Annotated in this window: 25 protein-coding genes and 1 pseudogene; 12 read left to right on the top strand and 14 right to left on the bottom strand. The window is 67.5% G+C overall.

From position 1 onward, the window contains the following. Positions 1–10 precede the first annotated feature (10 nt). Positions 11–808 (bottom strand): trehalose-phosphatase, encoded by a 798-nt coding sequence (gene otsB, locus RKE40_RS02755; protein WP_316016711.1) that lies wholly within the window; start codon positions 806–808, stop codon positions 11–13. A gap of 206 nt (positions 809–1014) precedes the next feature. On the opposite strand from otsB, the gene RKE40_RS02750 reads away from it, so the two are divergent. The 6 genes from RKE40_RS02750 (at position 1015) to RKE40_RS02725 (ending at position 8777) form a co-directional block, all read left to right on the top strand. Next, a complete protein-coding gene (locus tag RKE40_RS02750; protein ID WP_390893195.1) occupies positions 1015–2622 on the top strand; it encodes an alpha,alpha-trehalose-phosphate synthase (UDP-forming) in 1608 nt (535 codons plus the stop codon). 104 nt (positions 2623–2726) lie between these two features. After that, entirely contained in the window at positions 2727–4994 is a 2268-nt protein-coding gene (gene ptsP, locus RKE40_RS02745; protein WP_316016709.1) for a phosphoenolpyruvate--protein phosphotransferase, read from the top strand. Positions 4995–5061: 67 nt separating this feature from the next. Beyond that, a complete protein-coding gene (gene prfA / locus RKE40_RS02740) occupies positions 5062–6147 on the top strand; it encodes a peptide chain release factor 1 (protein ID WP_316016708.1) in 1086 nt (361 codons plus the stop codon). 60 nt (positions 6148–6207) lie between these two features. After that, a complete protein-coding gene (locus RKE40_RS02735) occupies positions 6208–6459 on the top strand; it encodes a hypothetical protein (protein WP_316016707.1) in 252 nt (83 codons plus the stop codon). A gap of 30 nt (positions 6460–6489) precedes the next feature. After that, the gene (gene prmC / locus RKE40_RS02730; RefSeq protein WP_316016706.1) at positions 6490–7374 is read left to right on the top strand and encodes a peptide chain release factor N(5)-glutamine methyltransferase; all 885 of its coding nucleotides are present in this window, start codon (positions 6490–6492) and stop codon (positions 7372–7374) included. A 368-nt stretch (positions 7375–7742) separates the two neighbouring features. After that, positions 7743–8777 carry a DUF4167 domain-containing protein gene (locus RKE40_RS02725; protein ID WP_316016705.1) on the top strand — a complete coding sequence of 345 codons (1035 nt, stop codon included), beginning with the start codon at positions 7743–7745 and terminating at the stop codon, positions 8775–8777. A 63-nt stretch (positions 8778–8840) separates the two neighbouring features. Here the strand turns inward: RKE40_RS02725 and RKE40_RS02720 are convergent, their stop codons facing one another. Together RKE40_RS02720 and RKE40_RS02715 are read right to left on the bottom strand one after the other, a co-directional pair. Continuing rightward, on the bottom strand, positions 8841–9632 hold the full coding sequence (locus tag RKE40_RS02720) for an MOSC domain-containing protein (protein ID WP_316016704.1): 792 nt from the start codon (positions 9630–9632) through the stop codon (positions 8841–8843). A gap of 105 nt (positions 9633–9737) precedes the next feature. After that, positions 9738–10103 (bottom strand): DUF2293 domain-containing protein, encoded by a 366-nt coding sequence (locus RKE40_RS02715; protein ID WP_316016703.1) that lies wholly within the window; start codon positions 10101–10103, stop codon positions 9738–9740. A 146-nt stretch (positions 10104–10249) separates the two neighbouring features. Here RKE40_RS02715 and clpB point away from each other — a divergent pair, with 146 nt between their 5' ends. Then, a complete protein-coding gene (clpB, locus tag RKE40_RS02710) occupies positions 10250–12871 on the top strand; it encodes an ATP-dependent chaperone ClpB (RefSeq protein WP_316016702.1) in 2622 nt (873 codons plus the stop codon). A gap of 190 nt (positions 12872–13061) precedes the next feature. On the opposite strand, the gene RKE40_RS02705 is transcribed toward clpB, so the two are convergent. After that, entirely contained in the window at positions 13062–14270 is a 1209-nt protein-coding gene (locus RKE40_RS02705; protein ID WP_316016701.1) for a M20 family metallopeptidase, read from the bottom strand. Between the two features lie 145 nt (positions 14271–14415). On the opposite strand from RKE40_RS02705, the gene RKE40_RS02700 reads away from it, so the two are divergent. Together RKE40_RS02700 and RKE40_RS02695 are read left to right on the top strand one after the other, a co-directional pair. Then, positions 14416–14739 carry an acylphosphatase gene (locus tag RKE40_RS02700; protein WP_316016700.1) on the top strand — a complete coding sequence of 108 codons (324 nt, stop codon included), beginning with the start codon at positions 14416–14418 and terminating at the stop codon, positions 14737–14739. A gap of 126 nt (positions 14740–14865) precedes the next feature. Further along, entirely contained in the window at positions 14866–15129 is a 264-nt protein-coding gene (locus tag RKE40_RS02695) for a hypothetical protein (RefSeq protein WP_316016699.1), read from the top strand. A gap of 90 nt (positions 15130–15219) precedes the next feature. On the opposite strand, the gene RKE40_RS02690 is transcribed toward RKE40_RS02695, so the two are convergent. The 4 genes from RKE40_RS02690 to RKE40_RS02675 all read right to left on the bottom strand — a co-directional run bounded on the left by RKE40_RS02690 (position 15220) and on the right by RKE40_RS02675 (position 17258). Further along, positions 15220–15450: a hypothetical protein gene (locus RKE40_RS02690; protein WP_316016698.1), complete on the bottom strand. Its 231-nt coding sequence runs from the start codon at positions 15448–15450 to the stop codon at positions 15220–15222. A gap of 157 nt (positions 15451–15607) precedes the next feature. After that, positions 15608–15982, bottom strand: a complete 375-nt coding sequence (locus RKE40_RS02685) for a DUF2200 domain-containing protein (protein WP_316016697.1) — start codon at positions 15980–15982, stop codon at positions 15608–15610. A gap of 108 nt (positions 15983–16090) precedes the next feature. After that, entirely contained in the window at positions 16091–16558 is a 468-nt protein-coding gene (locus tag RKE40_RS02680; RefSeq protein ID WP_316016696.1) for an acetyltransferase, read from the bottom strand. 118 nt (positions 16559–16676) lie between these two features. After that, positions 16677–17258, bottom strand: a complete 582-nt coding sequence (locus RKE40_RS02675) for a TetR/AcrR family transcriptional regulator (RefSeq protein ID WP_316016695.1) — start codon at positions 17256–17258, stop codon at positions 16677–16679. Positions 17259–17417: 159 nt separating this feature from the next. Here RKE40_RS02675 and RKE40_RS02670 point away from each other — a divergent pair, with 159 nt between their 5' ends. Both RKE40_RS02670 and RKE40_RS02665 read left to right on the top strand, forming a co-directional pair. Then, the gene (locus tag RKE40_RS02670) at positions 17418–17837 is read left to right on the top strand and encodes a VOC family protein (RefSeq protein ID WP_316016694.1); all 420 of its coding nucleotides are present in this window, start codon (positions 17418–17420) and stop codon (positions 17835–17837) included. A 12-nt stretch (positions 17838–17849) separates the two neighbouring features. Further along, the gene (locus tag RKE40_RS02665) at positions 17850–18329 is read left to right on the top strand and encodes a GNAT family N-acetyltransferase (RefSeq protein ID WP_316016727.1); all 480 of its coding nucleotides are present in this window, start codon (positions 17850–17852) and stop codon (positions 18327–18329) included. Between the two features lie 183 nt (positions 18330–18512). On the opposite strand, the gene RKE40_RS02660 is transcribed toward RKE40_RS02665, so the two are convergent. Beyond that, on the bottom strand, positions 18513–20018 hold the full coding sequence (locus RKE40_RS02660; RefSeq protein WP_316016693.1) for a catalase: 1506 nt from the start codon (positions 20016–20018) through the stop codon (positions 18513–18515). A 138-nt stretch (positions 20019–20156) separates the two neighbouring features. Between RKE40_RS02660 and RKE40_RS02655 the strand changes: the two are divergent. Beyond that, positions 20157–21127: pseudogene (locus RKE40_RS02655) on the top strand (LysR substrate-binding domain-containing protein). Here RKE40_RS02655 and RKE40_RS02650 read toward each other — a convergent pair. The 5 genes from RKE40_RS02650 to RKE40_RS02630 all read right to left on the bottom strand — a co-directional run bounded on the left by RKE40_RS02650 (position 21109) and on the right by RKE40_RS02630 (position 24830). Beyond that, positions 21109–21741, bottom strand: coding sequence for a LysE family translocator (locus RKE40_RS02650; RefSeq protein ID WP_316016692.1), 633 nt, complete (start codon positions 21739–21741; stop codon positions 21109–21111). The pseudogene RKE40_RS02655 and the gene RKE40_RS02650 sit on opposite strands and share 19 nt — an antisense overlap. A 126-nt stretch (positions 21742–21867) precedes the next feature. Beyond that, complete coding sequence (locus RKE40_RS02645; protein WP_316016691.1) at positions 21868–22374, bottom strand: DinB family protein; 507 nt, start codon at positions 22372–22374, stop codon at positions 21868–21870. A gap of 98 nt (positions 22375–22472) precedes the next feature. Beyond that, entirely contained in the window at positions 22473–23696 is a 1224-nt protein-coding gene (locus RKE40_RS02640) for an NAD(P)/FAD-dependent oxidoreductase (RefSeq protein WP_316016690.1), read from the bottom strand. A gap of 79 nt (positions 23697–23775) precedes the next feature. Beyond that, a complete protein-coding gene (locus tag RKE40_RS02635) occupies positions 23776–24690 on the bottom strand; it encodes a LysR family transcriptional regulator (RefSeq protein WP_316016689.1) in 915 nt (304 codons plus the stop codon). Continuing rightward, positions 24687–24830: a hypothetical protein gene (locus RKE40_RS02630; RefSeq protein ID WP_316016688.1), complete on the bottom strand. Its 144-nt coding sequence runs from the start codon at positions 24828–24830 to the stop codon at positions 24687–24689. Before RKE40_RS02630 ends, RKE40_RS02635 begins: the two co-directional genes overlap by 4 nt. Between the last annotated feature and the right edge of the window lie 10 nt (positions 24831–24840).

Below are 24840 nucleotides of genomic sequence, written 5' to 3'. Positions count from 1 at the left end.
GTTGGAAGGTTTAGTTCTGGAGGAAGGTTTCGAGCGTGAGGTCGCCGCCATCGGCGGCCCCGAGCAGGATACGGTGCAATGCGGTCGGCGAAGCCAACCGGTGCCGGGCGCAAGTCTGCCCCTCCCCGATCCGGATCGACAGCCCCCCCGCGTCGTTGACCGCGGCGAATCCGTTCTCGTCGGTAATGTCGTCACCGACGAATATGGGTTGGCGGCCGGCATAGGCCTGCTGCTGCATGAGCCAGGCAATGGCCCCGCCCTTGCTTGCCGTGGCCGGGACGAGCTCGGCCACCGCCTTGCCGCGCTGGAGGCGCATTGAAGGGCCGATCTCCGCCGCAAGCCGCTCCATCAGTTCCAACGCCTCGTCGGCCAGCGCGGGCGCCAGACGCCAATGCAGCGCGACCGACTGGCGCTTGTCCTCGACGATGATGCCGACATTCGCATTGGCGAAGCGCACCATAGCCCGCGTCGCGACGTGCAGCGCCTCGGACGGCGCCGCCAGCGGCGCTTCCTCGCCACCCAGGCGAATTTGCGCACCGTGCAAGCCGGCGGCGTCGAAGCGAAAAGGCGCTGTCATCGCGTCCAGAAACGCGACTGGCCGGCCTGACACCAGCGCGAGTGCGCCATCGAGGCGCTGGCGCAGCGCATCCAGCGCGCCCGGCACGCGGCGGTCGAGCCTGACATCCTCGGGCGAGGGCGCGATCTCGACCAGGGTTCCGTCGAAATCGAGAAACAATGCTATTGATGAGGTGCGCACCGCAGGCGGGGCGTGCGGCTCGGCGGCTTCGGGGCTCTGAGCTTGCGACATGGCGGCCTTGCTAGAGGACGAAACGGGCGAAAGGACGACCGTCCGTCGGCTCGCCACATTCGGGGTTCAGTTTCCCGCAGTCGCCACGATCCGGTCACGGCGACGACGCGATCCGGCCAAGAAGGCCGGCGTGCACACGAAACATTACGTCTGCCAGCGCGTTCTGTTCCCGCGCCATCGCGGCATTCGTCAACGAACAGTGAGGCATCATGCGTCTTGTGGTGGTTTCCAACCGCGTCACCATGCCAGAACGTGGCGAAAAAGTGGCAGCAGGAGGGCTGGCGGTAGCGCTCCGCTCGGCCCTCGAAAAGCATGGCGGCCTTTGGTTCGGTTGGAGCGGGACGACGAGCGCCGAGCCTTCGTCCCGCGTCGAACCCGTGCGTCTCGGCAATGTCTCGTACGCCGTCGTCGATCTCACCGAGGCCGAACGCCAGAGCTACTATCTCGGCTTCTCGAACCGCGCGCTGTGGCCGCTGATGCACTACCGGCTCGGCCTCACCGACTTCGACCGCTCGGACTATGCCGGCTATCTCGGCGTCAACCGCCGCTTCGCCAAGCTGCTGGTGCCGCAGCTCAAGCCCGACGACGTGATCTGGATCCACGACTACCACCTGATCCCGCTGGCCGCCGAGTTGCGCCGCCGCGGCGTGACCAACCGCATCGGCTATTTTCATCACATTCCCTGGCCTTCGGCGGAGGTCTTCGGCGCCCTGCCCTTCAGCGCGACCCTGATCAGCACGATGACGGCCTACGATCTCGTCGGCATGCAGACCCAGACCGATGCCGACAACCTGATCGGCGGTCTGGTGGCCCTGCGCGGCGCCCATCGCGATGGCGAACGGGTCAAGGCGGGTCCGCGCGAAACCGTGGTCCGGCCCTTCCCGATCGGCATCGACGTCGAATCCTTCCGCAAGCTCGCCGTCGCCTCGGTCCGCGCCGCGACCCAGCCGATCCGGGCGACCACCGGCCCGCTCGGCGGCCGCAAGTTGGTGATCGGCGTCGACCGGCTCGACTATTCCAAGGGCATCGTCCAGCGGCTCGAGGCCTTCGGCCAGTTCCTGCGCAGCCATCCCGAGCATCGCGGCAATGTCGGCCTGCTGCAGATCGCACCGCCCTCGCGCAGCGACGTGCCGGAATATGCCGAGCTCGACCGGCAATCGGACGAGGTCGCCGGACGCCTCAACGCCGCCCTCGGCGAATTCGACTGGACGCCGATTCGCGTGGTCAAGAAGGCCTATTCTCGCAGCGCTCTCGCTGGCTTCTACCGACGCGCCCAGGTTGGGCTGGTGACGCCGATGCGCGACGGCATGAATCTCGTCGCCAAGGAGTACATCGCCGCGCAGAACCCCGAAGACCCCGGTGTGCTGGTGCTTTCGCGCTTTGCCGGTGCGGCGCATCAGATGGGAGAGGCGCTGATCGTCAATCCCTACGACACCCACGAGGTCGCAGAAGCGATCCGCACCGCGCTCGCCATGCCGCAATCCGAACGCGTGCGCCGTTTCGAGCGGCTCTACGCCACAATCGCGGCGAGCGACATCGGCTGGTGGACCTCGCGCTATCTGGCCGCGCTGACCGGTGCCGAGGCCGCCGACAAGTTGGCGCCGCCCGAGCCGCCGCGGAAAGCGAGCGGAGCGACACGAAAGCCGGCGGCGCGGCAGCGTGCGACAACCCGGCCGGCAGCGAAAAAGCCGGCCGCGAAGACCGCCATACAGCCGGCCCAGGCGGCAAATGACGCTGCTTTAGGCGAGAAGCGCGGCAGCTTCGGGCAAAGGGCCGGTTCCAAGCCCTTGCCGAATGCCGCATCACCTCGCTAGAAGCAGGCGCGGATCGGACCTCGCTTGCAACTCTGGCGCGACGATGTCAGGTCTGGAGCGACACGTCGGCCTGTTAGGCTGTGGAGGCGGGCGGAGGGCATTTGATGCGAGGCGCACTCGGGGGATCGGGCGTTCTGCTACGCCGGCTCCGCGAGGTGATGGCAGCGCCGGTCAGCCCGCAGGAGCGGCTGGACCGGCTCGTCGTCCTGATCGCCGGCAATCTCGTGGCCGAGGTGTGCTCGGTCTATGTCCTGCGCGAAGACGGCTCGCTCGAGCTCTATGCCACCGAAGGCCTCAACCGCGAGGCGGTCCACCACACAACCATGCGCGCCGGCGAGGGCCTGGTCGGCCTGATCGCCAGCGAGGCCGAGCCGATCGCGCTCTCGGACGCGCAGGCGCACCCAGCATTCTCCTACCGCCCCGAGACCGGCGAAGAGATCTACCGTTCATTCCTCGGCGTGCCGATCCTGCGCGGCGGCGCGGTGATGGGCGTCCTGGTCATCCAGAACCGGGCCTCGCGCATCTACAGCGAGGACGAGACCGAATCGCTGCAGACCACGGCCATGATCATGGCCGAGATGATCGCGGCCGGAGGGCTGAAGGCCCTGTCGAGGCCCGGCGCCGCGATCGGGCTGGAGCGGCCGATCCACGGCATCGGCACGACACTGGCCGACGGCGTCGGCCTCGGCTACGCCGTGCTGCATGAGCCGCGCGTCGCGATCACCGACCTGATCGCCGAGGATCCTGCCCTGGAAGTCTCGCGGCTGGAGGCGGCCATCGCGCGGATGCGCGCCGCGATCGACGAACTGATCGAGCGCGGCGACGTCGCCCATACCGGCGAGCATCGCGACGTGCTCGAGACCTTCCGCATGTTCGCCCATGATCAGGGCTGGCTGCGGCGCATGCGCGAGGCGGTGATGACCGGCCTCACCGCGGAGGCCGCGGTCGAACGCGTCCAGTCGGATACGCGCGCCAAGATGCAGCGCCAGACCGACCCCTATCTGCGCGAGCGCCTGCACGATCTCGACGACCTCGCCAACCGGCTGCTGCGCACGCTGGTCGGCAAGCCGAACGGGGTCGCGCGCGAGCAACTGCCCGAGAACGCCATCCTGATCGCCCGCTCGATGGGGCCGGCGGCGCTGCTCGACTATGACCGGTCACATCTGCGCGGACTCGTGCTGGAGGAAGGCGGGCCGACCAGCCATATCGCGATCGTGGCGCGCGCCCTCGGCATCCCGGCCGTCGGCGAGATCGCCAATGCCACGGCGCTGATCGAGGCTGGCGACGCGGTCATCGTCGATGGCCAAGCCGGCGAGGTCCAGATCCGGCCGCAGCCCGACGTCGAGAACGCCTACAAGGACAAGGCGCGCCTGCGCGCCCGCAAGCAGGAGCAGTACCGCAAGCTCAAGACGCAGCCGGCGGTGACCAAGGACGGCGTCGACATCACCCTGCAGATCAATGCCGGGCTCTTCGTCGATCTGCCCAACCTGGACGAGACCAACGCATCCGGCATCGGCCTCTTCCGCACCGAGCTGCAGTTCATGGTGGCGCAGCACATGCCGACCACCGCCGAGCAGCAGGCGCTCTACGGCGCCGTGCTGGCGGCGGCCAATGGCCGGCCGGTGACCTTCCGCACGCTCGACATCGGCGGCGACAAGGTGCTGCCCTATATGGAACGCGTCGAGGAGGAGAACCCGGCGCTGGGCTGGCGCGCGATCCGCATCGGACTCGACAAGCCGCGCCTGCTGCGGGCGCAGGTGCGGGCTCTGCTGCGCGCCGGCGCCGGCTACGACATGAAGATCATGCTGCCCATGGTCGCGACCGTGAACGAGTTCCTGCGCGCCCGGCTGATCGTGCGTCGCGAACTCGCTGTGCTCGAGCGCGACGGCCGCCCGGCACCGTCCAGCCTGCAGCTCGGCGTCATGGTCGAGGTGCCGTCGCTGCTGTTCGAGCTGCCCGAAATCGCCCGCGAGGCCGATTTCCTCTCGATCGGCACCAACGACCTCATGCAGTTCCTGTTTGCGGCCGACCGCGAGAACCGGCGTGTCTCCGATCGCTTCGACCCGCTCTGCGCCGCCGGCCTCAGGGCCCTGCGCGCAATCATCGACGAGGCCGACAAGGCCGGCTGCCCGGTCACGGTCTGCGGCGAGATGGGGGGAAAACCCATCGAAGCGCTGGCGCTGATCGCGCTCGGCTACCGCTCCTTCTCGATGTCGGCGGCCTCTGTCGGACCGGTCAAGGCGATGCTGCGGACGCTCGACGCCGGCAAGGCGCGCCAGCGGCTCGACGCGTGGCTGGCGGCCTCCGACGGCGCGGCCAGCCTGCGCCCGCTCCTCGGCGCGCTCGCCGCCGAAATGAAGGTTCCGGTCTAGCGACGCTCGCGGCCGTGCCTGCCGGCAGCCGCCGGCCCCCATTGTTCAGCAAGATCGCATCACCGCCATGTCCCTCCTCCTCCCGCAAGACCGCCTCGACGGCATCGTCGCCCGCCATGCCGCAGCCAGCGACGCGATCAACCATGCGAGCGAGCCGACACGGGTGGTCGAGCTCGCCAAGGAACTGGCCGAGCTCGATCCGGTGGTCGCGGCGATCGCCGCCTGGCGCAAGGCGCAGGCCGGGCTCGACGAGGCCCTGGCCATGATCGACGACCCGGCGACCGACGCCGAAATGCGCGACCTAGCCTATGAGGAGCGCGACCATGCCCGCGCCGAGATCGAGGCGCGGGGGCGCGAGATCCTGATCGCGCTGCTGCCGAAGGACGCCGCCGACGAACGCGGCGTCATCCTCGAGATCCGGGCCGGCACCGGCGGCGACGAGGCCTCGCTCTTCGCCGGCGACCTGCTGCGCATGTACCAGCGCTATGCCGCCCAGCAGGGCTGGACCCTCGACATCCTCTCGGAGAGCGAAGGCACGGTCGGTGGCTTCAAGGAAGTCATCGCCGAGATCTCCGGCAAGGGCGTCTATGCGCGCCTGAAATACGAATCAGGCGTGCACCGGGTGCAGCGCGTGCCCGACACCGAGGCGAGCGGGCGGATCCATACCTCGGCCGCGACCGTCGCGACCCTGCCACTCGCCAGCGAGGTCGATGTCGCCCTCGACGAGAAGGACCTGCGCATCGACACGATGCGGGCCCAGGGCGCCGGCGGCCAGCACGTCAACAAGACCGAATCGGCGGTGCGGCTGACCCATATCCCGAGCGGCATCGTCGTCCTGGTCCAGGACGAGCGCTCGCAGCACAAGAACAAGGCGCGCGCCTACGAGCTGATGCGCGCCAAGCTCTACGACCAGGAGCGCAGCCGGGCCGATGCCGAGCGTTCGGCCGACCGGCGTTCCCAGATCGGTTCCGGCGATCGCTCGGAGCGCATCCGCACCTACAACTTCCCGCAAGGCCGGGTCACCGACCACCGCATCAACCTGACGCTCTACAAACTCGACGAGATGATGCAGGGGCTGGTGCTGGACGAGATCATCGATGCGCTGACCGCCGCCCGCCAGGCGGAACTGCTCGCCGAGCAAGGCACGGTGTGAAACCTCACCCCGGTTCGCGCGTTACTGTCTCATCGGTAACATCGTCCGGGGAGGATAGACATGAAGACCCTGCTCAGCAGCATCGCCCTTGTCGCCGCCATCGCCGTGACGCCGCTGGCGGCCGGCGCCCAGACCGGATCGCAGACCGCGCGAAAAGTCTTCAGCGGCGAGCCGGCCCATCTCCAGAAGGCCAAGACCGAGAAGCAGGCCAGGCAGGATTGCCAGCGCCAGTTCCGCGGCGCTAAGGAGAGCAAATCCGCGCTGCGGATCAAGGTGAACTCCTGCGTCCAGGAAGCGATGCAGGGCAACTGATCCGGCCGCAGGGCCGGCCCAAGGACAGATTTGTCGCACTCAGGCCGCCCTGCCGATAATTCCACGCCCGCTGCCTCACCGGCGGCGGGCGATGCCGTTTCCGACGCCCGGCGCGCGCTGGCGCGGACGTTCAAGCAGGCAGGCATCGCCGATTACACTTTCGAAGCGCGCATCCTGATCGAAGATCTCGCCGGCAGCGGCGAATGGCTGGACGCCACCGCCGCAAACCGCCTCCGGGACGCATTGTCGCGGCGGCTCGCCGGCGAGCCACTCTGGCGGGTTCTCGGCGCGCGCGAGTTCTGGGGTCTGAGCTTCTCGCTTTCGCCGGGCACGCTCGAGCCCCGGCCCGACAGCGAGAGCCTGATCGAGGCGACCCTCCATCATCTGGGCCAACGCCGGCAGGAGGCCATGAACTTCCTCGACCTCGGCACCGGGACGGGCTGCCTCCTGATCGCGTCCTTGAGCGAATTCCCGCAGGCACGCGGCATCGGCGTCGATTTGTCCGAGGATGCGCTCGCGACCGCCGCCGGCAACGCCATCAGCAACGGCGTCTCGGAGCGGGCCGAATTCAGGCTGGCGCGCTGGGACGAGGGGCTGACCGGGAGATTCGACCTGATCCTGTCGAATCCGCCCTATATCGCCAGCGATGACATCGCCCGGCTCGATTCTGGCGTGCGCGAATACGACCCGCTTCTGGCGCTCGATGGCGGACCGGACGGGCTCGACGCCTACCGCGCGCTCGCCGCCCTCCTGCCGGCCCGACTCGCAGCGGGGGGACGGGCGGTTCTCGAGATCGGCGCCGGCCAGGAAGATCAGGTACGCGCCCTGATGACGGCCGCGGGGCTGCGGTATCTGCAGTCCCATCGTGATCTCGGCGGCCATAGTCGCGCCCTCGTCTTTGCCGGCGTAATGTGATCCTGCACAGTTTCCTGCGCGATTTTGCTTGGAAAGGCTGCGGAAACCGGTTATGCACACTGGGTCTTGAAGACGGTGTCGTCAGCACTTAACCTTTAGCAAGGTCCAGCGTACCGGCCTGGCTTTCGGATCACTGCCAGGACCGACGTTACTGACACAGCCAAACCGAGACTTCCGAGCGCGCGGGATCGCCGCTCAGTCGGGAGCTGCAGAAGCTCCGTTGGAAAGAGCGCGTGAAGACCAATATCGGCGCAGAGCCCTTTCAGGTCGGATTGCCTCAGCGCGGCGTCGCAACCCGCCGCGCCTCATGGCGTCTGTGACGCCCTTGCAAGGTTGCCTCGAGTGAACAGAACGCGAGATTGACGCGAATGAGACCAGGTCAGAACCGGCGTATGCGCGGCCGTAACAACAACAATAACAACAATAATAGCGGTAACCGGAAGTCTCCTAACCCGTTGCAGCGGAGCTACGAATCGAACGGCCCCGACGTCAAGGTCAGGGGCACGGCTCAGCATGTCGCGGAGAAGTACCTGCAGTTGGCGCGTGACGCCCAGTCTTCGGGTGACCCGGTCGCGGCGGAGAACTATTTCCAGCACGCCGAGCACTATTACCGCATCCTGCTCGCGGCGCAGGAGCAGATGGCCCAGCAGTTCGGCCACAGCTTCCCGCCCAACCGCGCCTTCAGCGACGACCCCGACGAGAGCGAGGAGGAAGGCGAGGAGGAAGCCGGCGCATTCCAGGCCGGCGGCCAGCAGGCCGAGCGCCAGTCCTTCAACGGCAATGGCGTCAACGGTCATGGCGGGCAGCGCCAGGAGCGACAGGATGGCGAGGGCGGCGAAGGCCAGCCCGGCGGCCAGCGCTTCGAGCGGCCGAATCGCAATGAGCGCAATTTCGACCGGAATCAGGATCGCAACGGCCAGCGCCGCTTCGACCGCCAGGAGCGCGGCGAGCGGCAGGAGCGCGGTGAGCGTGGTGAACGCCGCTTCGAGCGCCAGGACGGCCAGCCGGCCCCCTATGCGCCGCGCCCCGAAGCCCAGCCCGGCGCCGAGCAGCCCGATTTCGTCCCGGCCCCGAGCCAGAGCGAGCGGCGCCCCGAGCGTCAGCCGCGTGGCGAGCGCCAGCGCCGCTCCGAGGCTCCGGCCGTCGCGGCCGAGCAGGAGGTCGCCGCCGCACTGCCGGCCTTCCTGACGACGCCGACGCGGGTGCCGATCGCCATCGCCAACGACGAGCCGGAAGCCGCCGCCCCTGCGCCGGTCCCTGCCCCCGTCGCCGAAGCTGCGGCGGTCGAGACCGGCGACGCCGCGCCTGAGGCCGAGAAGCCCAAGCGGGCGCCGCGCCGTCGCCGCTCGCCGCGCGAGGTCATGGATGCGCTCGGCTCCGACAGCGATACCGCGGCCGAGTGAGCGCAGGCTGCGGCCACGCGATCACCAAGAACGGATGAGGGCCCGCAAGGGCCCTTTTTCGTGTCAGGCTATGGCAGCCGAAACAGGCTCGGGCGCCGCCACGGCTTCGAGCCGGGCACCGCGGGACAAGGTGCCACCGGCGAGGATCCGGCAATAGATGCCGCAGTCGACATGGCCATAGGCCTGCATCAGGGCCTTGGGGATCTGCAGATCGCGGACGCCGGTTTGCGGATCGACATTGGTGGCGGCGCAGCGCTCGATCCGTTTGATCACCGAAAGGCGCAAACCGCCCGGTCCCTCCAGCTCCCGCCCAACCAGATCATTCTCGGCCCAGGCCGGGAGATCCTCGACCATGACATTGCCGCGAAAGCGCAGCGGGTCGATGGCGGCGCCCATTCGCGCCGCGAGATCGGCGACGCTCGCCAGATTGATGATCGAGAGAAAGCCCGAGCGCGAATCGGTGAAGCGGTAGCCGTCCGGCGCCGCGAGCAGGCGCGGGCGGCCGCGCAGCTCGTCCGGCATGAACCCTTCGAAGAAGGCGGAAAGGCGCTCCTGCCCCTCGGGGCTTGCCGGCGCGATCCGCAGGACCTCGGCACCTTCCTGCGCGATCACCAGCTCGCCGCTGGTGTCGTCATGCTGCGTCCGGAGTCGCGCGAGGGACTCGTTGCGCATCAGCATCAGGTATTTGATCTTGGGCTGGTGCACCGGCTCGGCCGGATCGAATCCCGAGGGCCCGTTCTCGATGGCGAAGAGCCGGTCTCCCGGGAAGTAGCCGCCGGCCGGTAGCGCCGCGCTCGCCAGCGGCTCGGGCGAGAGCCCCTTGACCGGGTAGCGGTAGAGCGATGCGACGCGCATGGTCTTGTCCTCGGCAGTGCGACGAGGCGGGACCTTGCCATGCCAGGGGGCCGGCAATCCAGCGCCTAGCCGGCAGCGATCGATGAAATGCCTAGATCAGACCGATCAGGACGCGTTGCCCGCTCCGAACTCATCCTCGCTCTCGGCGACCGAGCGCTGGCAGCCCCAGCCCGAGAGCACGTCGTCGGTCTGGTCGATCACGAAGAAGCGGGCCGCGTCGCGCTCATAGCCTTCGGCGAGCAACCGGTCGTAATCGGTGTGGCTGTGGCGGACATGGCTGCCGAGGGCCAGCCAAAGCGCAGTGGTGGGCGGCAGCGCCTTCATCTGATTGCGTCCGGCGAGCTCCAGCACCGCCTCGGCATCGCTGAGCGGAATACCGGGCGCCAGCGCCCGCAGCGCCTTGCGAATCGCTTGTTGCCGCTTGGTTCCGACCATGGCCGCACGCTGGGCGGGGGCAGCGGCGATCGTCAATCCCAAACCGCCGCCGCCCCCCTTACGTTGCGCAGATGCAACACCTATCTGTCTGAACGAGGGGTCGCCCGACAGGGGGCTCCATCCTGATGAAAGGCAGCCGGCTCCGCCGCCACGGGGCGCGACCGGCGGGCGGAGGTATATTGATGAACATTGAGAAATACACGGACCGGGCGAAGGGCTTCCTGCAGGCAGCCCAGACCATCGCGATGCGCGAGGGCCATCCCCAGTTCACGCCCGAGCATGTGCTGAAGGCGCTGCTCGACGACGGCGAAGGCATGGCCGCGGGCCTGATCGACCGCGCGGGCGGCCAGTCGCGCCTGGCCAAGCAGATGGTCGACGCGGCGCTGGCCAAGCTGCCCAAGGTGAGCGGCTCCGGCGCCAGCGGCCCGCAGCTGACGCCTGCCCTGGCGCGCGTCTTCGGCACCGCCGAGACGGCGGCCGACAAGGCCGGCGACAGCTTCGTCACGGTCGAGCGGCTGCTGCTCGCACTGGCGATCGAGAAGGAGACCGAGGCCGGCAAGGTGCTGGCCAAGGCCGGCGTCACGCCGCAGAGCCTGAATGCCGCTATCGAGGCCATCCGCAAGGGCCGCACCGCCGATTCCGCTTCGGCCGAGCAGAGCTATGACGCGCTGAAGAAGTACGCGCGTGACCTCACTGCGGCTGCGCGCGAAGGCAAGCTCGACCCGGTGATCGGCCGCGACGAGGAGATCCGCCGCACCATCCAGGTGCTGTCGCGCCGGACGAAGAACAATCCCGTGCTGATCGGCGAGCCCGGCGTCGGCAAGACCGCGATCGCGGAGGGCCTTGCGCTGCGCATCGTCAATGGCGACGTGCCCGAGAGCCTGAAGGACAAGGAGCTGCTCGCCCTCGACATGGGCGCGCTGATCGCCGGCGCGAAATATCGCGGCGAGTTCGAGGAGCGGCTGAAGGCCGTGCTCTCCGAGGTCTCGGCCGCGGCGGGAGGCGTCATCCTGTTCATCGACGAGATGCACACCCTCGTCGGCGCCGGCAAGACCGACGGCGCGATGGATGCCTCCAACCTGCTGAAGCCGGCTCTGGCGCGCGGCGAGCTGCATTGCATCGGCGCGACCACGCTCGACGAGTACCGCAAATACGTCGAGAAGGACGCAGCACTCGCCCGTCGCTTCCAGCCCGTCTTCATCGACGAGCCGACGGTCGAGGACACGATCTCGATCCTGCGCGGGCTGAAGGAGAAGTACGAGCAGCATCATCGCGTGCGGATCACCGACTCGGCGCTGGTCGCGGCGACGACGCTGTCGAACCGCTACATCACCGACCGCTTCTTGCCCGACAAGGCGATCGACCTCGTCGACGAGGCTTCGGCGCGCCTGCGCATGCAGGTCGATTCCAAGCCCGAGGAGCTCGACTCGATCGATCGCGAGATCGTCCGCCTGCGCATCGAGCAGGAGGCGCTCAAGAAGGAGAGCGACGCCGGCTCGCAGGAGCGGCTGCGGCGGCTTGAGGCCGAGCTCGCCGAGCTCGAAGCCCGCTCCGCCACGATCACGGCGCGCTGGAAGGCCGAGAAGGACAAGCTCGGCCAGGCCGCCGAGATCAAGACCAAGCTTGACAATGCCCGCAACGAACTGGCGCAGGCGCAGCGCAAGGGCGAGTACCAGCGCGCCGGCGAGCTCGCCTATGGCGAGATCCCGCAGCTCGAGAAGGCGCTCGCCGATATCGAGGCCAATGGCGACTCGTCCGGCATGGTCGAGGAAGCCGTGACGCCCGACCATGTCGCGCAGGTGGTCAGCCGCTGGACCGGCGTGCCCGTCGACAAGATGCTCGAAGGCGAGAAGGACAAGCTGCTGCGCATGGAGGAAAGCCTCGCCAAGCGCGTCGTCGGCCAGGAGGAAGCGGTCGAGGCCGTCTCCAAGGCGGTCAGGCGCGCCCGCGCCGGGCTGCAGGACCCGAACCGGCCGATCGGCTCGTTCATGTTCCTCGGCCCGACCGGCGTCGGCAAGACCGAGCTGACCAAGGCGCTCGCCGCGTTCCTGTTCGACGACGAGACGGCGATGGTCCGGCTCGACATGTCCGAATACATGGAGAAGCACTCGGTCAGCCGGCTGATCGGCGCGCCTCCGGGCTATGTCGGCTATGAGGAAGGCGGCGCGCTTACCGAAGCCGTGCGGCGCCGGCCCTATCAGGTCGTGCTCTTCGACGAGGTCGAGAAGGCGCATCCGGACGTGTTCAACGTCCTGCTGCAGGTGCTCGACGACGGACGCCTGACCGACGGCCAGGGCCGCACGGTCGACTTCCGCAATGTGCTGATCATCATGACCTCGAATCTCGGTTCGGAGTTCCTGGTGAACCAGCCCGAGGGAGAGGACAGCGACGCCGTGCGTGACGAGGTGATGGGCGTGGTGCGCCATGCCTTCCGGCCGGAGTTCCTCAACCGGATCGACGACATCATCCTGTTCCACCGCCTGCGGCGGTCGGATATGGGCGCGATCGTCGACATCCAGATGGGCCGCCTCGACAAGCTCCTGAGCGATCGCAAGATCGCGCTCGAGCTCTCCGACGAGGCGCGCGACTGGCTGGCCGACAAGGGCTACGACCCGGCCTATGGCGCGCGCCCGCTGAAGCGGGTGATCCAGAAGTCGGTGCAGGACCCGCTGGCCGAACTCTTGCTCGCCGGGACGATCCGCGACGGGGAAAGCGTGCCGCTGACGGTGGGGCCCGCCGGGCTGATGCTCGGCGAGTTCCCGGCGGCGAGCGAAAGCCGCCCGGCCGGGGTCGCACTGAATTGAGGCGTGGCATCGCCGTGATGATGAAGGGCGCCGCGAGAGCGGCGCCCTTTTTTATCAACGGAGTGGTCCCGGGCGACCGAAGGGAGACCCGGGACCCATTCCGGAACCTTCATCGGCAAGGCTCAGGAATGGGTCCCGGATCGGCGCCGCTTCGCGGCTTGTCCGGGACGACGGCGTGGGGTGGCGAGCCTCACTCCATCCTTGCCGCAGTCCGCATCACCGCGAGCGCGAGCGTCTGCGCCGCCGGGACGATGCTCTCGACCTCCAAGAACTCGTCCGGCGTATGGGCCATGCCGCCGACCGGGCCGACGCTGCACAGGGTCGGGCAGCCCTGGGCGGCGGTGAAGCCGGAATCGGCGCAGCCGCCGGTGTATTCGGCGGTGACGGCGATGCCGAAACTGGTCGCCGCATCGCGATAGGCCTCGTAGAGTTCGGCCGACTCGGCCGTCGTCTCCAGCGGCAGGAACTCGCCCTTGATGGTGAGCTGCGCCGAGGAGCCCGCGACCACCGGCGTCTCGACGATGGCGCGGATCGCGTCGACCAGCTCGTCGCGCTGCGCCTTGGTGCGGTAGCGTAGGTCGATTTCGCACCAGGCATGCGGAGCGACGGTGTTGACCGTCTGGCCGCCGCCGATCAGCCCGACATTGACGGTGACGCCGGCTTCGAGATCGGTCAGCCCCTGGAGCTGCGGGATCTTGTGGCCGAGATCGACGATGGCGGAGACGCCCTTCTCGTAATTCGCGCCGGAATGGGCGGCCTTGCCCTGGAAATCGGCGCGCATGAAGACGCCTCCCTTGCGGCCGGAGGTCACCGACTGCCGTCGGTCGCGGCTGAACTCGGTTCCGGCCGGAAGCCGGCTCGGCTCGGCATTGAAGACGCAGCGCGACTCACGCGCCGCCGCCTCGATCACCGGGCGCGAGGATGGCGAGGCGATCTCCTCGTCGCTGGTGGTCAGCATCATCAGCGGCGCCTTCAGCCCGCCATTGGCGGCGAAGGCGGCGGCGACGAAAGCCTCGATGACGAGCCCGGCCTTCATGTCGGCGACGCCCGGCCCATAGGCACGGCCATCGCGGATGGCGAAGGGCCGGCGCGTCGGCTCGCCCTCGGGGAAGACGGTGTCGCGATGGCCGAGCAGCAGCACCGGCCGCTGGTCGTTGGCGGTGGGATTGGGCAGGCGCGCCTTGACCGCGTCGCCATAGCGGGCATCGGGCACGATCTCGACGGCGAGCCCGTTCTTCTCGTGGAAGCGGGCCAGCACCTGCCCTGCCCGGTCGACGCCGGCTTTGTCATAGGAGCCGGAATCGGTGTCGACCATCTCGCGCAGGAGGTCGATCATCGCCTGCTTGCGCTCGCCAAGCCAGGCGGTCACCTTGGCTTCTTCGGCAGTCCTGTCGCTCATCGTCGGGCTCTCTGTGGTTCCGGATACGAAGGAGGCCGAGGCTAGAGCATTGAGGCGACGGCAGGGAACCGGCATTCGTGCCTGACATCCCCGCTGTTCAGGCAAGGACCTAGCCTGCTTCGCCTTCGGAAGGCCGTCATCGGCCATGATCATGCAGCGGGCATTCCGGGTGGAGGATGCGAGGATGATGCTACACATCATCGTTTCAGGCGTGGTTCAGGGCGTCGGCTACCGGCAATGGCTGCGGGAGCGCGCGCTCGCCGCCGGGGTGACCGGCTGGGTGCGAAACCGCAGCGACGGCATGGTGGAGGCCCTTCTCTGCGGAGCGCCGGAAACGGTGGAGAACCTGGTCGCCGAAGCGCGAAAGGGCCCGCGCGGCGCCGTGGTCGCCGACATCGAACGCCGCGAGGCCTCGGCTTCGGCAGCCGCCCTTGCGAACGGCGATTTCACGATCGCCCGCAGCATCTGACGGGCGAGACCTCTTCGCTGCACGGCTTTTTATTGACCAAGGAGAGTTTCATTGCCCCCAAGCTGCCCCGTCCCGACGTCAGCCGAACGACACTACATCGAGATCCAGGAACGGGCGGAGCAGACGATGTTGGCTGCGATCTATCGGGCGCTCCGCACCGCCAGCGAGCAAGCCGCGGACGAGCTGAAAGCGATCGGTGCCGAACTGCCGCCGCCGGATCACGATTACTTTGTCGCCGTGGCCCAGCAGAAGCTGTTTCTCATGCTGTGCGGTGCCGACACCGAGACATTCGAGGGTGGAAATCCTGAACTTGCCGCCGCGGTGCTCCAGAACGGTCAGAACATCCTCGACCATTATTGGAGCAAGGGTTTCACCAAGACCGCCGGATAGTCCCAGTCCTTGGTCCGCCGCCTTGGCTCACACCGCCCGATAGAAAAGCCCCGCCGGCTCGCGCCGGCGGGGCTGTTTTCGTTTCGGCGCTCAGGCGGCTTCGAGATGGCCGATACCGTCGATCAGCATGTTGGTGCCGCGGCCGGCGAGCCCCCACTGGCGTGTCATGACGCCCGCCGCGGTGGTCAGCACGCCCCCGGTGGTCAGGGCGACGCCCAGAACCTTCTGGCCGAGGCCGGCGCCGGCGACCGTGTCGAGATCGGCATCGGTCAGGGCAACGGAGGTGTCGCGGGCGGTGTCGCAAGCGTGGCTGTCGGTCATGATCGGCTTTCCTCTCGTCCTGGGCCGGTGGCTTCTTCGCCCGGCCTGATGAGAGGCATTTGACCGTCCTGCGCTTACAGGCACCTTACAGCCGCGACGGGCTTACTGGGCGCGGTCGTTCCTAGATGGCGGTTCGCGGCATCGTTCAGGCTATGCCCTAAGGCGCCGGCGGATTTCGAGGCTTAGGGGACAGGATCTTGTCGATCGCCTTGCCTCGGGCGAGTTCGTCGATGAGCTTGTCGAGGTAGCGGACCTCCCGCATCAACGGCTCGGTGATTTCCTCGACGCGTACACCGCAGACCACCCCGGTTATGTCGGCTCGCGCGGGGTTGAGAGCCGGCGCCTGAGCGAAGAAGCTCTGATAATCCGTATCCTTAGCCAGTTGGGACGCGAGAGCCTCGCCGCCATAGCCGGTGAGCCAGTGGATGATCTCGTCGACCTCGGCCTTTGTGCGGCCCTTCCGCTCCGCCTTCGCCACCAGCAGCGGATAGACCTTGGCGAAGCTCATTTTGTAGATGCGGTGCTGGGTCATCACGTCCACCATCAATGATGCGCGAGCGCCTGTGGGACCAGACATCAAGAGAGCAAACCTCGCCCGCGGGCTCAAGCCAGCGCAGCCCGATCGCGATGCCGAGAGAGTTCAGCTTGCCGGCTGTCCGGAAACCGGCCAGTCAACCTGATGTTCCAGGTGGATGAGCGGGTACGGCCTGCCCTGACCGTCGACTGCCGAGCGGCCTGTCTGTCTGAAACCCATTCTTTCATAGAAACGAACAGCTTGGTCATTCTGTTCGTTGACATCGGTCGTCATTTTCGGATGCAGCGTGAGGCCGTGCCGTACAAGCGCGGCACCGATACCGGTTCCGCGATGAGCGGGATCGACGAACAGTGCCTCCATATGCCCATCGTCGATCAGCATGAAGGCCAGCGGGTAATCATTCGCATCCACCGCCAGCCAAAGTGGCGCCTGGGGGAGGAAGCCGCACACCATCTCATCAAGCGCCAGGCGATCCTCAGGCGTTAGAAAATCATGCGTAGCGTCGACTGCGCTTCGCCATATTTCGATAATGCGGGCGCCCTCCCCGGGGCGGGAACGTCGGATTGTAATCATGGTCTCCGCATTGCTTTCCGGGCGCGACCTGCCCCGACAGTATCGCCCGCGATCCACCTGCAACCACCGCCGCCTGGGATGGCGAAGGGCGGGGCCCCGGGGTCGGCCCCTGCCCTTGCTATGCCAACTGCGCGATCTCCTTGTCGATCAGCCGGGCGACCTCTTCCGTTGCATCGAGAAGCGCACGCTCATCCTGTTGGGCTCGCGAGACGATAGCGCCCCCCTGAAACACCGTCTGGGCCAACAGGGCGAGAACCTTGGCGCGATCGGCCGGCAGGCCGGCCTTCAGCAGCATCTCCTCCATCAGGCCCATCCAGATGCCGAAAGCCTCGCGGCACAGATCGAGAAGGGCCGGCAGATCATTTGCACCATCATTGATGAGCGGCGAAATCGGGCAGCTTCGCTCGTAATTCGTCGTCCGCATCAGTTCGGCAATGCGTTCCGAAATGGTTCGCAACGCCGCGCCGGGGGCTTCCGCGTTGGCGATGATGTCGGCGGTCGACAGCGTGACCTCGTCGACCGCGGCACGGGTCGCTTCCAGGGCGAGCTGCCCCTTGCCGCCGGGAAAGTGGAAATAGAGCGAGCCTCGGGGAGCGCCGCTCTCGGCGAGGACATCATTCAGCCCCGTACCGAAATAGCCGCGCGTCTGCAGGAGCTTGGCAGCCGCCTGCAGCATCCGATCCTTTGTCGTGTTCGCCATGGCCACACCCTGGCACGGTTGACAGGAATATGAAAACCGGTCTACAAAATATGTAGATTGGTCTATATAAATCTGAAAAATTGCCGCGCAAGAGCCGCAGACGCGGAGACCGCGTCACCGCGCCGGCCATGCGCTCCGGACCGCCAAGGGAGGACTGCAATGCCGAAGACGATCTACGTAAATCTGCCGGTGAAGGACCTCGCCGCTGCGACCCGCTTCTATGAGGCGATCGGCTGCGAGAAGAACGAGCGGTTCAGCGACCACCAGGCGTCGAGCATGGTCTGGTCCGACACCATCACATTCCACCTGTTGTCGCAGGCCTATTTCTCGACCTTCACACCAAAGCGGATCGCAGACGCCCATGCGACGAGCGAGATGCTGCTGGCCTTGGCCCGCGACAGCCGCGAGCAGGTCGACGCCATCGTCGTGGCAGCGGCGACGGCCGGCGGCAAGGCCGACATTCGCGCGCCGCAGGACATGGGCTGGCTGTACACGCGGGCCTTCGAGGACCCCGACGGTCACGTGTTCGAAGCGATATCGGCGGATATGGCGGCCGCTCCCGCCGAGATGACCGAATAGGTCCGGGTGACGATGGCTGGACGGAAGAGCGAGGACTGTCCCATCGAGGTCCGGCCGGCCACGCCGGGCGATCATCACGCCTGGCTAACGCTCTGGAGCACCTATCACGCCTATGGGCCCCAAGGCGGGGCGGCTCCCCTTGCCGAAGTTTCGGCTGCCGCCTGGACCAAGCTTCTCGATCCGGCCGTTCCGATGCAGGCCCTGCTTGCCGAGCATGCATGTGAAATGGTCGGATTTGCCCACATTGTCGTCCACCCGACGACGAGCTTCGCCGGCCCGGCGGGGCTCCTGGTAGACCTGTTCGTCAAGCCGGCCTTGCATGGTCGTGGCATTGGTCGCGCGCTGATGCAGGCGGCCATCGTATCGGCTGAAATCGCCGGCGCGGTGCGCCTGACCTGGAATGTGCGCCCGGACAACGCGGCAGCGCTTCGTCTTTACGACAGCCTGGGACACCCCTCCGGCCACATCGTCTACCGGCGTGAGCTGCGCTGAGCGCGATTGCGGTTTCAAGCTAAAGCGACGAGCAGCCGATCGGCAGATCGAAAGGAATGCCGGTCGCACAGGGCTCGCACCGGCGCCATGTGCGGCGGCCTGGCAATAGAAGAGCCCCGCCGGGCAGCCGGCGGGGCTTGAGGTCGATGGGGCACCGCACCGGCGGCCCGCGAACCATCCGCGTTACTCGGCGGCGCGCTGCGGCGTGTTCTCGGTGACCGAGATGGCCGGGCGCTCGCGACCATCCGCCTTGGCGAGCGCGCGGCGCACCCCATTGCCGTAGTCGGGATGGATCTTGTCGAAATGCGCGAGCTGGCGCTCCTCGATCGCCTGCGGGATCCCGCCCATCGCCGCGGCGATGTTGGAGAACAGGCGGTCCTTCTGGCCCTGGTCGAACAGGTTGAACAGCGCGCGCGGCTGACCGTAGTCGTCATTGCCGATGCGATGGTTGTAGCGGTCGGCATTGCCGTCGATGCGCAGCGGCGGCTCCTTCGCCGACGGCTCCTCGACCGGGCCGCCGAAGGAGTTCGGCTCGTAATAGGCGTCGGGATTGCCCGTCTTGATGCCGCCGAACGTGTTCATCTGGCCGTCGCGATGATAGTGGTGCACCGGGATCTTCGGCTGGTTGACCGGGATGTGCTCGTAATGCGTCCCGAGCCGGTGGCGATGGGCGTCGGCATAGGAGAAGATCCGGGCCTGCAGCATCTTGTCGGGCGAGAACCCGATGCCCGGCACGATGTTCGAGGGCGAGAAGGCAGCGTTCTCGATCTCGGCGAAGTAGTTCTCCGGATTGCGGTTCAGCTCCATCACGCCGATGTCGATCACCGGGTACTCGGCATGCGGCCAGACCTTGGTGAGATCGAACGGGTTGTAGGAGGTCTTCTCGGCATCGAGCTCCGGCATGATCTGAACCTGCACCTTCCAGCGCGGGTACTCGCCGCGCTCGAGGGCGTTGTAGAGGTCTTCCTGCGTCGACTCGCGGGTCTTGCCGACGACGACGGCAGCCTCGTCATTGGTCCAGTGCTTATGGCCCTGCATGGTCTTGAAGTGGAACTTGACCCAGTAGCGCTCGCCGCTGTCGTTCCAGAACGAATAGGTGTGCGAGCCGTAGCCGTTGATGTGGCGCACATCGGTCGGCAGGCCGCGATCGGACATCAGGATGGTGACCTGGTGCAGGCTCTCGGGCGAGAGCGACCAGAAATCCCACATCGCCGTGGGCGAGCGCATATTGGTCTTCGGGTGGCGCTTCTGGGTGTGGATGAAGTCCGGGAACTTCACGGGGTCGCGCACGAAGAAGACCGGCGTATTGTTGCCGACCAGATCCCAGTTGCCGCCCTGCGTGTAGAACTTCAGCGCGAAGCCGCGCACGTCGCGCTCGGCGTCGGCGGCGCCCATCTCGCCGGCGACGGTCGAGAAGCGGGCGATCATCGGGGTGACGGCGCCGGGCTGCAGCGCCTTGGCCTTGGTGTACTTCGAGATGTCGCCGGTGATGGTCAGCGTGCCATGCGCGCCCCAGCCCTTGGCGTGGACGGCGCGCTCGGGGATGCGCTCGCGGTTCTGGTGGGCCAGCTTCTCGATCAGCTGGTAGTCCTGCATCAGGACCGGGCCGCGCTCGCCGGCGGTGATGGAATTCTGGTTGTCCGGGATCGGCGCACCGGCGCTCGTCCGCATGATCGGGTTCTTAGACATCGTGTCCTCCACCTGCAGCCAATTGGAACCAGCAGGCCGGAAGGGCGGTCTGGCTGGAATTGGAGGAAGTAACAGGACATCGCGACGATGATGTCCAATACCGTTTGCGCCACGCCACGATAGGTTTATCTTATCGTCATGTTCACCTTGAAACAGCTCCGCTATTTCGCCGCGGTGGCACGCCATCGCCATTTCGGCCGCGCCGCCGCCGAATGCCATGTCAGCCAGCCCGCCCTTTCCTTGCAGATCCAGGAGTTCGAGCGCTTCCTCGGGACGCAGTTGGTCGAGCGCCGCCGCAATGCCATCACCCTGACGGAGGCCGGCCACGACATCGCCGAGCGGGCAACCGCATCCTGATCGAAGCGAACGACCTGATCGACCATGCCCGGCATCGGCCGAAGCTGCTCAGCGGCCGGCTCGAGCTCGGCGTCATCCCCTCGATCGCGCCCTATCTGCTGCCGACGACGCTGCCGCGCCTGCAGGAAAGCTACCCCGCGCTCGATCTCGGGCTACGCGAGACGCAGACTGCGACCCTGCTCGACGACCTCGTCGACGGGCTGCTCGACGTCGCCCTGCTCTCGCTGCCGATCGACCGGCCCAGGCTGGAGACCATGCACCTGTTCGACGACGCCTTCCTGCTGGCGCTACCCTCCGGCCCGACCGGCGACGGCACGGCGATGACGCCGGAGGCGGCGTTGGCCGGCGAGAACCTGCTGCTGCTGGAAGAGGGACATTGCCTGCGCGACCAGGCGCTGAGCTTCTGTGGACTGGCGAGCCTCGGCTCGCGCCGGCAATACGGCGCCTCCAGCCTGTCGACGATCATGCAGATGGTCGCAAACGGTTTTGGCACGACATTGCTGCCGGCGATGGCGCTGCCGATCGAGTGCCGGCCGGACATGCCGGTCAAGCTCTACCGCTTCGCCCCGCCGGCACCGAGCCGCTCCATAGGCCTGGCCTGGCGCCGCACCTCGGCCCGCAAGGCCGATTTCCATGCGCTGGGGCGCATCCTCGCCGAGATCGGCGGTTCGCTGGCCGAGGGGCGCGAAGGCGGACCGCCGATCGAGCCTGAGACGCTGCGCCTGCCCGCGCCTCAGCGCCGCGCTTCGTAGGCCATCCTCAGCGCGAAACCTGCGAGCACCGTGCCCATCAGCCAGCGCTGGGCCAGCGACCAGAGCGGCCGCGTGCGCAGGAACAGCGCGATGCCGCCGGCGGCGAAGGTGATCAGCGTGTTGACGCTGACGCTGACCACGATCTGGATCAGCCCGAGCAGGATCGACTGGCCGAGCACGCTGCCCGCCGCCGGATCGATGAACTGCGGCAGCAGCGCGAGGTAGAACATCGCGATCTTCGGATTGAGCAGGCTGGTCAGCAAACCCATCATGAACAGCTTGCGCGGACCGTCATGCGGGAGGTCGCGGACATGGAAGGGCGAGCGGCCGCCGGGGCGCAGGGACTGCCAGGCCAGCCAGAGCAGATAGCCGGCGCCAAGCAGCCGGAGCGCGTCATAGGCATAGGGCACCGCGAAGACGAGCGCGGTGATGCCGAAGGCGGCGCAGAAGACATAGAACAGGAAGCCGAGCGCGATGCCGCCGAGCGAGACCATGCCTGCCATCGGCCCCTGCGCGATCGAGCGCGAGATCAGGTAGACCATGTTCGGGCCGGGCGTCAGCACCATCCCCAGCGCGACCAGGGTGAAGGCGAGCAACGTCGATAGTTCGGGCATGGTGATCTCTCCGGATCCGATAGCCGCACCATGCGCAGAGCGTTCGAATCCGGACAAGACGCCACACATGCAGGAGCGGCATGGCCCATGGGCAAACGCCTGCGTTCAGCGTGGGATCGGCCGGGCTCAGCCGCGCATATCGACCAGCACGAGATCGGTATCGCCCGGCTTTACGCCAGCACCTGTCAGCATGGCGTGGACCTGGCCGCGATGATGGGTCTGGTGGTTGAAGAAGTGGACGACGAGCTGGGCCCGCGGCCGGGTGAGCTCGCGGCGGGAGATGCCGGAGACCCAGGTCAAATCGCCGGCGAGCCACTCCCGCGAGAGCCCGGCCGCCCAGTCGCCGATCACGGCGTCAGTTGCCCGTCGCTCGGCGACGAGCTCGTCCCAATCTTCGATCATGCGGGAGGATTCGCTGCCGGGAACATCGGGCTTCGGCATTCCGGCGAAGCGGTGGAGCCACATCCGGTCGCCCCAAAGCAGATGGCAGAAAGTCCCGTGGATCGAGCCGAAGAAGGCGCCACGATCCTGCCGCCGCGCCGCATCGCTCAACGTCGCCGCGGCGCCGTAGAGGTTCTCGTTCTGCCAGGCGTTGTAGCGCGCCATGATGACGGCATAGGCGGTATCGATCACGGCGTTGCTCCCCTCGTTCCGGTTCGGATGGTCCCGCAGCCCTCATCCCGAGCAGCCGCGGCAACGGCGTCTCGAAGGACGAGGCCGCGGAGCCTGCCTCAGATGATGTTGGCTTCCAAGAGCGGCCGGCCCGCGACGATGCGCTCATGGCCGAGATCGGCAAGGTCGAGGCTGAGATAGCGACCATGCGCGATATGCTCGGCGAGGCCGCGCCCGACCGCCGGCGATTGCTGCAGGCCGTGACCGGAGAAGCCGTTGGCGAGATAGAGATTGGTCACGCCCACGGCAGGTCCGACGATGGCATTGCCGTCGAGCCCGTTCATGTCATAGGGGCCGGCCCAGGCCCGGCCGGGGCGGATCGCTTCGAAGGCGGGGATGCGATGAGCCAAAGCCGGCCATACCGTCTCCTCGAAGAAGGACCAGTCGACATCCTCGACATCGGCGGCCTGCTCGTCCCAGTCGGGATCATGCTGCCCGTCCACCGGCGAGGCACCGCAGATGAACATCTGCCCTTCGGCGCCGCGCTTCCCCTCCGGCCGGCAATAGGCACCCGAGGTGTCGATCAGCAGCGGGCAGTTGTCGACCTCGCCCTTGCAGGTGAAGGTGAAGACATAGCGCTTCTTCGGTGCGACCGGGATCGCGACGCCGGCGCTCCCCGCCAGCTTTGCACCGTGCGAGCCGGCGGCGTTGACCACCGCCCCGCAAGAGATGCGGCTGCCATCGGAAAGCTCTACACCGGTGACCCGCCCGCCCTCGACGATGTAGCTGGCGACCGCGCCCTGGCGGTACTCGACGCCCAGCGCGCGTGCCTTCTTGCGGAAAGCCTGGAGCAGGGCCCAGCCGTCGAACCAGCCCTCGCCACTGACGCCATAGGTGCCGCAGGCGAGATCCGAGGTGTTGAGCCAGCCGAACTTGCCGCCGAGCGCTTCGGCCGACAGCAGGGCGATGTCGGCGCCCTCCGCCTGCTGAAGGCGCTGATTGGCCGCGAGCACCGGAGCGCCCTCGCCGCTCGCGACATAGAGATAGCCGCCCTCATGCAGATCGATGGAGGGGACCTCGCCGTCGACGGAAAGATGGCTGCCGATGTCGCGCAGGAAGCCGATGCCGTGGAGCGAGATGCGGATGTTGACCGCGCTCGAAAACTGCTGGCGGATCGAGGCCGCGGAGAGGGCCGATGCCGAGTAGCGGTAGGTCGGGTCCTTCTCGATCACCACGACCTTGCCCTTGAAGCCGGGATCGGCGGCAAGATGATAGGCGACGGAGGAGCCGATCGCGGCCCCGCCGACGATCACGACATCTGCGGTTTCTGAAACGGGCGGCATTCTGGACCTGCGACGAAGGAGGGAAGGTTCGTGACCTTTTCGCATGATTGGCGCGGCTTTCCGCTCTTGTCGAGAGCTGCTAGCCGACGCCCTCGCATTCACCCAGCAGCCAGTCGCGGAAGGCGATCACGGTCGGCAGGCTCGCCTTGGCCTCGGGATAGACGAGGTAATAGCCCTCCGACCCGCGCACCGGCCGGTCGACCGGGATGACGAGCGCGCCGGAACGCAACTCCTCCTCGACCAGGAGGCGCGGCACGATGGCGATGCCGAGACCGGCGACGGCGGCCTGCGCCACCATGGCGAACTGCTCGAAGCGCGGGCCCATCAGCGCCCGCTCCGGCGGCAGACCCTGTTTCTCCAGCCAGTCGGCCCAGGCCCGCGGCCGCGTCGACTGCTGCAGCAAGGGCTGGCGCAGCAGGTCGGCGGCCTCGGCGAGGCCCGCACGCGCCACCAGTGCGGGCGCCGCCACCGGCACGACCTCCTCGCCCATCAGCCGGTGCAGCCGCGCACCCGGCCAGACCGGATGGCCGAAATGGATCGCCGCATCCGCGGGGTCGTGGGCGAAATCAAAGGGCACGATCCGCGTCGAGAAATTGATGGTGACGCCGGGATGGGCCTCGGTGAAGCGCGGCAGCCGCGGAATCAGCCAGCGCGTGCCGAAAGTCGGCAGAATGGCGAGATGCAGCAGGCCGGCAGCGCCGCGAAAGGCCATGGCCGACAGGGTCGCGGCGGCGAGCCGGGACAGGCCGTCGCGGACCTCCGCCGCATAGGCGGCCCCGGCCGGCGTCAGGCTGACGCGCTTCTTGACGCGCTCGAACAGGCTCAGGCCGAGACTCTGCTCGAGCAGGGCGACCTGGCGGCTGACCGCCCCTTGCGTCAGGTTCATCTCCTCGGCGGCGCGGGTGAAGCTGCCATGGCGCGCCGCCGCCTCGAAGGCGGCCAGCGCCGAGAGGGAGGGCACCGAAAGGCGCCCAGGCACGAGCTCATACGTCATGAGAAAACCTCATCAATATATGAGAACATATCGGTTGCCCGCGGCGACCGAAAGAGGGCATTCTCCGGCGGAACCGACAGGCTTTTCGACGATCGCCTTCCGCCGCGGCCGACGCGGGCCGGGACGGCGATCTGTTTCATGCGTTCCTCC

It is taken from the genome of Allobosea rubneri (assembly GCF_032464875.1).
Taxonomy (GTDB): Bacteria; Pseudomonadota; Alphaproteobacteria; order Rhizobiales; family Beijerinckiaceae; genus Allobosea; species Allobosea rubneri.
Note: the sequence above shows the minus strand (reverse complement) of the source record. Positions and strands in the feature narration are given on the sequence as shown.

Bases quoted from the DNA above. Each gene is read 5' to 3' on its own strand.
- otsB (WP_316016711.1), bottom strand. From the start codon at position 808: ATGTCGCAAGCTCAGAGCCCCGAAGCCGCCGAGCCGCACGCCCCGCCT.
- ptsP (WP_316016709.1), top strand. From the start codon at position 2,727: ATGCGAGGCGCACTCGGGGGATCGGGCGTTCTGCTACGCCGGCTCCGC.
- prfA (WP_316016708.1), top strand. From the start codon at position 5,062: ATGTCCCTCCTCCTCCCGCAAGACCGCCTCGACGGCATCGTCGCCCGC.
- RKE40_RS02735 (WP_316016707.1), top strand. From the start codon at position 6,208: ATGAAGACCCTGCTCAGCAGCATCGCCCTTGTCGCCGCCATCGCCGTG.
- RKE40_RS02725 (WP_316016705.1), top strand. From the start codon at position 7,743: ATGAGACCAGGTCAGAACCGGCGTATGCGCGGCCGTAACAACAACAAT.
- RKE40_RS02720 (WP_316016704.1), bottom strand. From the start codon at position 9,632: ATGCGCGTCGCATCGCTCTACCGCTACCCGGTCAAGGGGCTCTCGCCC.
- clpB (WP_316016702.1), top strand. From the start codon at position 10,250: ATGAACATTGAGAAATACACGGACCGGGCGAAGGGCTTCCTGCAGGCA.
- RKE40_RS02705 (WP_316016701.1), bottom strand. From the start codon at position 14,270: ATGAGCGACAGGACTGCCGAAGAAGCCAAGGTGACCGCCTGGCTTGGC.
- RKE40_RS02700 (WP_316016700.1), top strand. From the start codon at position 14,416: ATGATCATGCAGCGGGCATTCCGGGTGGAGGATGCGAGGATGATGCTA.
- RKE40_RS02695 (WP_316016699.1), top strand. From the start codon at position 14,866: ATGTTGGCTGCGATCTATCGGGCGCTCCGCACCGCCAGCGAGCAAGCC.
- RKE40_RS02690 (WP_316016698.1), bottom strand. From the start codon at position 15,450: ATGACCGACAGCCACGCTTGCGACACCGCCCGCGACACCTCCGTTGCC.
- RKE40_RS02685 (WP_316016697.1), bottom strand. From the start codon at position 15,982: ATGACCCAGCACCGCATCTACAAAATGAGCTTCGCCAAGGTCTATCCG.
- RKE40_RS02680 (WP_316016696.1), bottom strand. From the start codon at position 16,558: ATGATTACAATCCGACGTTCCCGCCCCGGGGAGGGCGCCCGCATTATC.
- RKE40_RS02675 (WP_316016695.1), bottom strand. From the start codon at position 17,258: ATGGCGAACACGACAAAGGATCGGATGCTGCAGGCGGCTGCCAAGCTC.
- RKE40_RS02670 (WP_316016694.1), top strand. From the start codon at position 17,418: ATGCCGAAGACGATCTACGTAAATCTGCCGGTGAAGGACCTCGCCGCT.
- RKE40_RS02665 (WP_316016727.1), top strand. From the start codon at position 17,850: ATGGCTGGACGGAAGAGCGAGGACTGTCCCATCGAGGTCCGGCCGGCC.
- RKE40_RS02660 (WP_316016693.1), bottom strand. From the start codon at position 20,018: ATGTCTAAGAACCCGATCATGCGGACGAGCGCCGGTGCGCCGATCCCG.
- RKE40_RS02650 (WP_316016692.1), bottom strand. From the start codon at position 21,741: ATGCCCGAACTATCGACGTTGCTCGCCTTCACCCTGGTCGCGCTGGGG.
- RKE40_RS02640 (WP_316016690.1), bottom strand. From the start codon at position 23,696: ATGCCGCCCGTTTCAGAAACCGCAGATGTCGTGATCGTCGGCGGGGCC.
- RKE40_RS02635 (WP_316016689.1), bottom strand. From the start codon at position 24,690: ATGACGTATGAGCTCGTGCCTGGGCGCCTTTCGGTGCCCTCCCTCTCG.
- RKE40_RS02630 (WP_316016688.1), bottom strand. From the start codon at position 24,830: ATGAAACAGATCGCCGTCCCGGCCCGCGTCGGCCGCGGCGGAAGGCGA.